The sequence below is a fragment of the Pseudomonas sp. NBRC 111124 genome (assembly GCF_001320245.1).
Classification (GTDB): domain Bacteria; phylum Pseudomonadota; class Gammaproteobacteria; order Pseudomonadales; family Pseudomonadaceae; genus Aquipseudomonas.
Genome location: NZ_BCBA01000088.1, coordinates 1 through 9,434, shown reverse-complemented (window position 1 = coordinate 9,434; position 9,434 = coordinate 1). Strand labels below are relative to the sequence as shown.

The 9,434-nt window shown below is 63.2% G+C and carries 6 protein-coding genes; 3 read left to right on the top strand and 3 right to left on the bottom strand.

What is annotated here, in order from left to right:
* Positions 1 to 1,461, bottom strand: a 1,461-nt coding sequence (locus APH28_RS25855; protein WP_156340954.1) for a retention module-containing protein, incomplete at its 3' end; no start/stop codon positions are given.
* Between the two features lie 468 nt (positions 1,462 to 1,929).
* Here APH28_RS25855 and APH28_RS25850 point away from each other — a divergent pair.
* The 3 genes from APH28_RS25850 (at position 1,930) to APH28_RS25840 (ending at position 7,007) form a co-directional block, all read left to right on the top strand.
* The gene (locus APH28_RS25850) at positions 1,930 to 3,303 is read left to right on the top strand and encodes a TolC family outer membrane protein (protein ID WP_060513270.1); all 1,374 of its coding nucleotides are present in this window, start codon (positions 1,930 to 1,932) and stop codon (positions 3,301 to 3,303) included.
* 75 nt (positions 3,304 to 3,378) lie between these two features.
* Entirely contained in the window at positions 3,379 to 5,514 is a 2,136-nt protein-coding gene (locus APH28_RS25845) for a type I secretion system permease/ATPase (protein WP_156340955.1), read from the top strand.
* Between the two features lie 140 nt (positions 5,515 to 5,654).
* Entirely contained in the window at positions 5,655 to 7,007 is a 1,353-nt protein-coding gene (locus tag APH28_RS25840) for an HlyD family type I secretion periplasmic adaptor subunit (protein WP_060513268.1), read from the top strand.
* Between the two features lie 65 nt (positions 7,008 to 7,072).
* Here the strand turns inward: APH28_RS25840 and APH28_RS25835 are convergent, their stop codons facing one another.
* Together APH28_RS25835 and APH28_RS25830 are read right to left on the bottom strand one after the other, a co-directional pair.
* Positions 7,073 to 7,672, bottom strand: a complete 600-nt coding sequence (locus tag APH28_RS25835; RefSeq protein WP_060513267.1) for a tRNA-uridine aminocarboxypropyltransferase — start codon at positions 7,670 to 7,672, stop codon at positions 7,073 to 7,075.
* A gap of 71 nt (positions 7,673 to 7,743) precedes the next feature.
* Positions 7,744 to 9,309: a PAS domain-containing methyl-accepting chemotaxis protein gene (locus tag APH28_RS25830; RefSeq protein ID WP_060513266.1), complete on the bottom strand. Its 1,566-nt coding sequence runs from the start codon at positions 9,307 to 9,309 to the stop codon at positions 7,744 to 7,746.
* Positions 9,310 to 9,434: the final 125 nt, after the last annotated feature.

Genomic DNA, 9,434 nt, shown 5'->3' with positions numbered 1-9,434 from the left:
GTTACCTTGCTGAGTCAGGGCATCCGCATCCGGCGAGGTACCGTCGCTCAGGTTTTTCTCGTAAACACTCAGCTCGCCGTTCTGCACATCCAGGCCATCGAGGGTGACCGGGTCGTTGAGGTTGCTGATATTTAGCGTCAGGGTCGCCGTGCTGGTGTCGCCGTCAGCGTCCTTGATCGTGTAGGTGAAGTTCTCCACGCCATTGCCGCCACCGCCAAGGCTCTTGAAGTCCGGGGCGTTGGGGTTGAGCGTATAAGTGTAGGAACCGTCTGCGGCCAGGACCAGTGTGCCGTAGGAGCCAGTGTAAGTACCGGCGATGACAGGACCACCCACCACGCGGTCGGCGCCCTGGATATCGTTGGTCAGCACGTTCCCGGTCAGCTCGACTTGCTGCTCGGTCGCCGTGACCACGTTGCCATCATCGAACGCCTGCGGCGCATCATCGTGGACGATCACATCCAGCGAGCCCTGGGCGACATCGCCATCGCTGTCACTGACCAGCACCGGCAAGTGCTCGGTCAGCGATTTGGCCCCGTCGTTCTCGATATGTTGCCCGGATGCGGTCAGCGTATAGCTGTAACTCACCTCGCCAGTGCTCGGGTTGTAGCCGGTAATCGTCAGGATGTTACCCAAGCCGGTGGCGATCGACTGGCCAACGCCGGTCACCACACCGCCCGTCACCACGTTGATGCCACCAACACTGAGGTTGAAGACGCCATCCTGAGCCACGACAGTAAAGCTGCCCCGCTGGGTCAATGCCGCCGCATCACTGGCAGAACCCAGCGGCAGGTTAGCCTCGTTCAGGCTCAGCTCACCGGGGGCGATATCCAGCCCCAAGAAGGAGACAGGGTGATTCTCGTCTACTGTCGGGACGGAAGGCTCCGTAGAGGGGGAGCCACCATTGCCATCGCTGCCATCCACTGAACGGCCGTTGAGCGAACGGCCATTACTGGGGTCTAGGCCACCCAATTCGCGATCGGCAAGCTCGGGAACGCCATTGAAGCCTGCCGTCGGGAAGCCCACCACTGGATCGACGCGGGCACCGACTTCACTGAGCATGACAAAACCGTGGCCACCTCCCAGCGCCCCGGTAGCACTGGGGCTGCCTGAGCCGGCGGCGGTCGCCTCGGCGCTCTGGGTCGGGTCGTCACCGGCGGCAATCGCCTGCTGGATACGCTCCACATCACTCAGTTGCGCGTCGCTCGGCGCAGTGTCGTGGCCCTGCGCATGGTGTGCCTGGTGGGTGAGCAGGTCCGGCGTCATCGCCAGGCTGCTGTCGCGGCCCAAGGTCAATTCGGCGCCATTCTCCAGGCGCACCGCCACGGCCCCCGCAGCACCCGTCTCCAGTTGCTCGCCTGCGTACAGGCGGTCGCCTTCGATCAAGGGACGCCGACTACCACCGTTGGCGACTGCGAATACCTGACCCATTACCTTGCTGACCACACCGACTAACTTAGCCATGAGCGAATGCCTCCCCTTGCTGACCGGCTACATCAGCCAATGACGTTGTGGAGGCAGGTTGTGGGCTGGAGTCCGAAAAGTCTCAACGGTGAGAATCGTTCTCTCAGGTACCCATCTGGCGATAGTAGTAATGTAAATTGGCCATCAGCAGATGCCAATTTTTTGTCGCCAAATACTGCAATGACCTATCCTCTCCACGTCCTTAGCTGCAAAAAATCTGGAACTTTCTGCAGTGCTTGTAGACCGTGCATTGCAACGGCTCACCAATTCACTTGGATGAAACAATGTCTTGCTTTCGTTAGACCGCATAAGTTTTTTTTCGCATAGGTGTTATGAAAAAATGTTCTTAGCTCGCGCGTTTAATGTTCTTAGCTCTGTTGTTACAACTATGAAACGGTTTGAACTATAAATTTCGTCATTTTATTGACGGAAAGCAGGAATTTTTTGTGACCAGGGAGAAGTAACCCCATGCGCGTTTTAACCCCCCTCGCCAGCGCAATGCTGGTGGCCATGGCATGCACAAACGTTGAGGCGATGTCCCTCAACGAAGCTATCCAGAGTGCCGTGGACTACCACCCGCAGATCAGCTCCAACCGCAACAGCAAGCTTTCCGCAGACGAGGATGTCAAATTCGCCCGTGGTGGCTACTACCCGACCGTGGATCTCGTCGCCGGCTATGGCCGCCAACGCTCGGACAACCTCAACACCCGCGGCCTCAACCCGGACGGCACGAGAAATCACAACAAGGAAACCCTCAACTACACACAGTCCGAACTGCGCCTGCGGCAGATGATCTTCGACGGCTTCAACACCCCCAATGAAGTGGGCCGTACCGAGGCAGTAGCGACATCGCGCGCCTATTACACCCAGGCCATCGCCCAGGATGTCGCCTTGCGTGCCATCGAGGTTTACCTGGAGGTGCTCAAACGCCGTGAATTGGTGGACCTGGCCAAGAACAACCTGCAAGCACACCTGCGCGTCAACGACCAGATCGGCCTGCGCAGCGAGCGTGGCGTTGGTAGCACGGCCGACCTCGACCAGTCCCGCGCCCGTCGCGCCTTGGCAGAAAACAACCTGGATACGGCCGAAGTCGACCTTGCCGACGCCGAGGCCAATTTCTTCAGCGTGGTAGGCCGCCAGCCCGACGAGCTGGAAGGGCCGCAATCGATCAAGATCGACATGCCCGGCACCCTCGACGAAGCGCGCGAAGGCATGCGCCAGAACAATCCCTACATCAAGTCGGCACAGGCCGACGTCAACGCTGCCGAACAGCAGTATGAAGTTGCGAAGTCGACCTTCTACCCGCGCCTGGACGCGGTATTGGCAACAGGTGCCAACAACAACCTCGGTGGTGAGAAGGGCCACAGCAACAACGATTGGCAGGCCGGCGTCGAACTCAACTACAACCTGTTCCGTGGCGGCAGTGACAAGGCGCGGCTGCAATCCGATGCACACAAGATCAACCAGGCCCTGGACATTCGCAACAACGCGCTGCGCGAGTTGACCGAAAATCTCAGCCTGTCCTGGAACGCCATGAACAACGCCCACAAGCAGATCCCGACGGCACGTGAATACGCTGAAACCACGCAGCGCGTGCGTGCGGCGTACCAAGACCAGTTCGGCCTCGGTCAGCGCACCCTGCTCGACGTGCTCGACAGCGAAAACGAACTGTACAACGCCAACCGCCGCTACACCGAAGTGCGCTACACCGAAGAGTTTTCGATGTACCGGGTTCTGGCGAACATGGGCGAACTGCTGAGCAAGAAGCGTATTTCGCTACCTCCGGAAGCTATCGCCAATAACGAGGTGCGGACCGAAGCCAGATTGCCCGACATGCGCTGAGCGGCACCCGCACTGGCACGGATCACCTGCACAGCACCCCATCCACCCTGGCGGGAGTAGGCCATCGTGACCAGTATGCAAAGCGCGCAACCGCGTCCGGATGTCGATGACCCACTGCTCGACGGCCTGCTGATACTGTGCCGGCTGCACGGCCGCCCGGCCAGCCGCGCCAGCCTGTGCAGCGGCCTGCCCCTGGCCCAGCAGCGCCTGGGCGCCGACCTGCTGCCACGGGCGGCAGCGCGTGCTGGCTTGCAAGGTCGGGTGCTGGAACGGGGCCTGGATGACATTTCGGCGCTCAACCTCCCCGTGCTGCTGTTGCTCGACAATGGCCGCAGCGCGGTGCTGCAACGTTGGGGCGATGACGGCCGTGCGCTGATCCTGCCTTGCGAAGCCGAAGGCGGCGAGCAATGGGTGGATCGTGAGGCGCTGCAGCAGGCCTACAGCGGCCACGCCCTATTCGCCCGCCCGCGGCATACCCTGGAAGACGTGCGCGCCCCCTTGCTACCGAGGGTGAACGCCTGGTTCCGCGACACCCTGCGCCATTCCCGCTGGCTGTATGGCGACGCCCTGCTGGCCAGCCTGCTGATCAACCTGCTCGGCCTGATGGTGCCGCTGTTCGTCATGCAGACCTACGACCGCGTGGTGCCCAACCAGGCGCTGTCGACCTTGTGGGTGCTGGTCGCCGGCCTGTTCATCGGCACCGCCTTCGAGCTGGTACTGCGCATGGTCCGCGCCCACCTGCTGGACCAGGCCGGCAAGAAGACCGACCTGATCCTCTCCGCCACCCTGTTCGAGCGCATCACCGGCATGGCCATGAAGGCCAAGCCCGCCACCATCGGCGGTTTTGCTCAAAGCATCCATGACTTCCAGGGCCTGCGCGAATTCCTCACTGCGGTCACCCTGACCAGCCTCATCGACCTGCCCTTCGTGGCCCTGATGCTGCTGGTGATCGGCCTGCTCGGTGGCTGGCTGGTGCTGATCCCGCTGATCGCCTTCCCGCTGGCGGTGGGCTTTGCCCTGATCATCCAGGCCCGGTTGCGCGACACCGTGCAAAAAAGCCTCAGCCTCGGCGCCGTGCGCCAGGCCCTGCTGATCGAAACCCTGGGCGGCCTGGAAACCCTCAAGGCCTGCGGCGCTGAAAGCGAACGCCAATACCAGTGGGAACACACCAACGCCGCCATGGCCCGCCTCGACGCCCACGCCCGCAACCTGTCGTCGCTGGCCAGCAACGGCACGCTGTTCATCCAGCAGTTCTGCGGCATGGCCACCATCGTCGCCGGGGTGTACAGCATCATCGCCGGCAATCTCAGCGTCGGCGCCCTGGTGGCGAGTTACATGCTGGGCAGCCGGGTGCTCGCCCCGCTCGGCCAGATCGCCGGGCTGATCACCCGCTACCAGCAGGCGCAACTGACCATGCGCAGTACTGACGCGCTGATGGCCCTGCCCCAGGAGCGTCAGCTCGACCAGCAGGCGCTGGAACACACCGCGCTCAAGGGTGGCCTGGCGCTGAGCCACATCACGTTCCGTTACCCAGGGCAAGTCAGCCCGGCACTGCACGATGTGAACCTGGCCATTACCCCCGGCGAACGTATCGGCATCATCGGTCGCAGTGGCTCTGGCAAGAGCACCCTGGGCCGCCTGCTGATGGGCTTCCATCACCCCGACGAAGGCCAGGTGCTGCTGGACAACCTCGACCTGCGCCAGCTGGACATTGCCGACCTGCGCAGCCAGATCGGCTACGTGGCCCACGACCTGCCGCTGCTGGCCGGCAGCCTGCGTGACAACCTGACACTGGGCGCACGCCACATCAGCGATGCGCGCATGCTTGAAGTGGCCGAACTGACCGGCGTCAGCGAGCTGGCCCGGCAACACCCGAACGGTTTCGACCGCCCGGTGGGCGAGCGCGGCCAACTGCTCTCCGGCGGCCAGCGCCAGGCCGTGCTGCTGGCCCGCGCCCTGTTGCTGGAGCCACCGATCCTGATCCTCGACGAACCCACCAGCCATATGGATAACAGCAGCGAAGAGCAACTGCGCCAGCGCTTGCTGGCCTGGGTACCGGGCAAGACCGTGCTGCTGGTTACCCACCGTACTTCGATGCTCAGCCTGGTGGACCGGCTGGTGGTGCTGGACAACGGCAAGATCGTCGCCGACGGGCCGAAGGATGCGGTTGTCGACGCCTTGCGCAAGGGCCGTATCGGCTCGGCCCTTTGACTCAACATACTCAACCCTGTGGGAGCGGGCGTGCCCGCGAAGCAGACACCGCGGTGTGTGGCACCGGCATTGCCGGTGTTCGCGGGCGCGCCCGCTCCCACAGGGGCCGCGCCTTGCCACTGAGACACATGAGGTAGGCCATGTCCTTGAGCCACAACATCCGCAGCAGCCATGGCACCGACAAACGTGCCGAACGCGACTACATGCCGGAACTGGCCGGCGCCACCCTGCAGGACTCGCCGCGCCTGTCGCGCCTGACCGTGTGGCTGACTGCGGCACTGCTGCTGGTGGCACTGGCCTGGGCCAGCCTGGCGGTGCTCGACGAAGTGACGGTCGGCGAAGGCAAGGCGATCCCGTCGAGCAAGGTGCAGGTGGTGCAGAACCTCGAAGGCGGTATCGTCACCGAAATCTTCGTGCGCGAAGGCCAGATGGTCGAGAAGGGCGCCACGTTGCTGCGCCTGGACGACACCCGGTTCAAGTCCAACAAAGGCGAAAGCGAGGCTGACCGTTATGCCCTGACCGCCCAGGTCGAGCGCCTGTCGGCAGAAGCCGAAGGCCGGCCGTTCGTGCTCTCGGACGAAGTACGCAGCAAGGCGCCCCAGGTCGCCGAAGACGAGATTGCCCTGTACGGCTCGCGCCAGCGGCGCCTGGCCAGCGAAAAACAGACCCTCAACGAACAGCTGCGGCAGAAGAACCAGGAGCTGGCCGAGTTCCGCTCCAAGGTCGACCAATACCGTTCGGCCGTGGCACTGCTGCAGCAGGAAACGGACATGTCAGCGCCACTGGTGAGCAAAGGCGCCATATCGCCGGTGGAGATCCTGCGCCTCAAGCAACGCACGGTGGAAGCCCGCGGCCAGCTCAATGCCACCAGCCTGGCCATTCCCCGTGCCGAGGCGGCGATTGCCGAGATCAAGAGCAAGATCGAGGAGTCCGACGCAAGCTTCCGCTCGGACGCCGCCAAGGAGCTCAATGACAAACGCACCGAGTTGTCCAAGATCGCCGCCACCAGCATCGCCATCGACGACCGGGTCAACCGCACCACCGTGGTGTCACCGGTGCGCGGTATCGTCAAACTGCTCAAGGTCAACACCATCGGCGGCGTGGTGCAGCCGGGCAGCGACCTGGTGGAGATCGTGCCGATCGAGGACAACCTGCTGATCGAGGCCAAGGTGCGGCCGCAGGACGTCGCGTTTCTGCATCCGGGGCAACCGGCGATGGTCAAGTTCAGTGCCTACGACTACACCATCTACGGCGGGCTCAAGGCCAAGCTGGAGCTGATCAGCGCCGATACCGTCACCGATGACAAGGGCAATGCGTTCTACCTGATTCAGGTGAGGACCGAGAAGAACCACTTGGGCGGGGACAACAAACCGTTGCTGATCATTCCCGGGATGGTCGCCACGGTGGATATCATCACTGGGCAGAAGAGTGTGCTGGATTATTTGCTCAAGCCGGTGCTCAAGGCGCGGACCGAGGCGCTGCGGGAAAGGTGATTCTTCTGTTGCGGCCCCTTCGCGGGGAAACCCGCGAAGGGGCCGCAACAGAAAAAAGCAAGACCTCAACCTTCACCATGATTGCGAGCAAATGTCTCGGCGCCCATGGCCTTGATCTGCCCTTCGATCAACACCTCGAACGGCCGCAACAGGCCATCAAAGTTCGCAGGCCTTTCCAGCACGTTCAATGCCTGCACCACCGCCTCGATGGTCGACACCGCCCCCGGCTCCGGTGCCTTGCGCAGGCGGTAGCGAGATGGCGCCACCTCGGCCAAGGTCACGCGAGGCAGCGCGTCGAGCATCGGGTTCAGGTACAGCAGCTTGCGTGCCTTGCGCCAAGTACCGTCGGGGACGATCAACATAAATGGCCTGTCGTCCGTTTCGCCGTACGCTGCCAGCGCTTGCGCCTGTTCACCCGGAAACAGCAGCACGGGCCGATAGCCAGGGTCCGCCAACAGCTCGGCAAGATCAGCGAATACTTCCCCGACGCGCAGCTCGGCATTGACTAGGCCCAAGGCGGCCAGGCGGGCGGTGTTCAGCGCGTGGGTGGTTTCACTGGGGTGCTGCAGCAGGATCACGCGGGTGCGGCTGGTAAGGCTGGGGATCAGTGGGCAAAGGCAATGATCGAGCGGGCGCTGGCAGCGCTCGCAGCGGGGTCTGGGCATGGGGTTCTCCGTTGGCGGACGGATTTTGCCACAGGCTGGAAATTTGGGCCCGCTTTGCGGGCCCAAGGCCCTCAGCGGTTGAAGCGCTCGGCCAGGCTATGCAGGTACTCGGCCATGCGCTCCAGGTCCTGGCTGATCTCGGCCCCCTGCTTGGCCTGCCCTGCCGTCTGGTCGCACAGCTGGGCAATGCGCACGATCTGCTGGTTGATATCCTCGGCCACATGGCTCTGCTGCTCCGACGCCGTGGCCATCTGCTGGCTCATGCCGGTAATGCGGCTGACCGCCTGGGCAATCCCGGCCAGCGCCGTCTGCACCGCCTCGACACTCTGCACGCTGTCCCGCGAGATTTGCTCGCCGCGGCTGGCGGTGCTCACTGCCCGCACCGCGCCAGCACGCAGCGAGGCGATGATCTGATGGATTTCATCGGTGGAAGAGCGTGTACGCTGGGCCAGCGAACGCACCTCGTCGGCGACCACGGCAAAGCCCCTGCCCTGCTCGCCCGCCCGGGCCGCCTCGATCGCCGCGTTAAGCGCCAGCAGGTTGGTCTGCTCGGCAATGGAGGTGATCACGTCGACCACACTGCCAATCGACTGAGTCTGCTCAGCCAGGGCATTGACCGCCTGACCGATGTCACTCACCGCCTCGTTCATGCTGCCCATGGCCTTCAGGCTCTGCTGCGCCAGCTCGCTGCCGTGCTGGGCCAGCTGGTCGGCGTCACCTGCGGCATGAGCCGTGCTTTGCACGTTGTGGGTGACCTCCTGGATGGTCGCGGCCATCTGCGCGATAGCCGTGGCAGACTGGTCAGTCTCACTGCGCTGGCGGTCGAGCATCTGTGCCTGGGCATCGGACAGGTCGGCCGATTGCGCGGCGCGAGACTTTACCCCGACGCCGGCATCCACGAGGCGGGTGAGCGCGGTTTGCAGGCGCGCTTCTTCACTGATGATGGCGAGATCAAGCTGGCCCAGCAGGCCAGGGTTGTCACTGTAGGTCAGGGCCACCAGCGGGCTGGTGAACGCCTTCGGGTGTTCCGCAAGCGTGCGGCGGATCCTTTGGTCCTGCTGGCGTTCGAGCAGGTACCAAGCCACCAGCAAGCTGGTCATCAGCACGCCCAGCGCCAGATAAGGTTGCAGCCAGAGGTAGCCTGCCGCCGACAGCAGGCCAGCGCCGATCAAGGGGCCGCCACCGGCCAGGCCGCGCCCGAACCGAGCGGCCCAGGGCGCCGGGGACTTGCCTGCGCGCAGCCGCGCGTACAGGGTTTCGGCACGGCGGATCTGCTCGCGGGTCGGTACCGAACGCACCGACTCGTAGCCACTGATGCGGCCGTTTTCGTAGATCGCCGTGACATAGGCGCTGACCCAATAGTGGTCGCCGTTCTTGGCGCGGTTCTTGACCACCCCCATCCAGGGTTTGCCTTGCTTGATGGTCTCCCACATATGGCCGAATACGGCGGGGGGCATGTCAGGGTGACGCACCAGGTTATGCGTCTGGCCGACCAGTTCGTCGTAGGTAAAACCGCTGATCGCGACAAACGCGTCGTTGCAGTAGGTGATGCGGCTATTGAGGTCCGTGGTGGAGATCAGGCGCTGCTCGGGGGTGAAAGTTCTTTCGTGCTCAGTGACGGGCAAGTTCATGCGCATCTTGAACGGTCCTTCGAAGGGGGGTGTGAGGGGGCAGCGCAACTAAATATCTAGCAGAGCGTAGGAAGGTTAGCGGGCAAATTGAAAATTTATTTAGGGGCACCAGTCGGATTGTTCTACAAAAC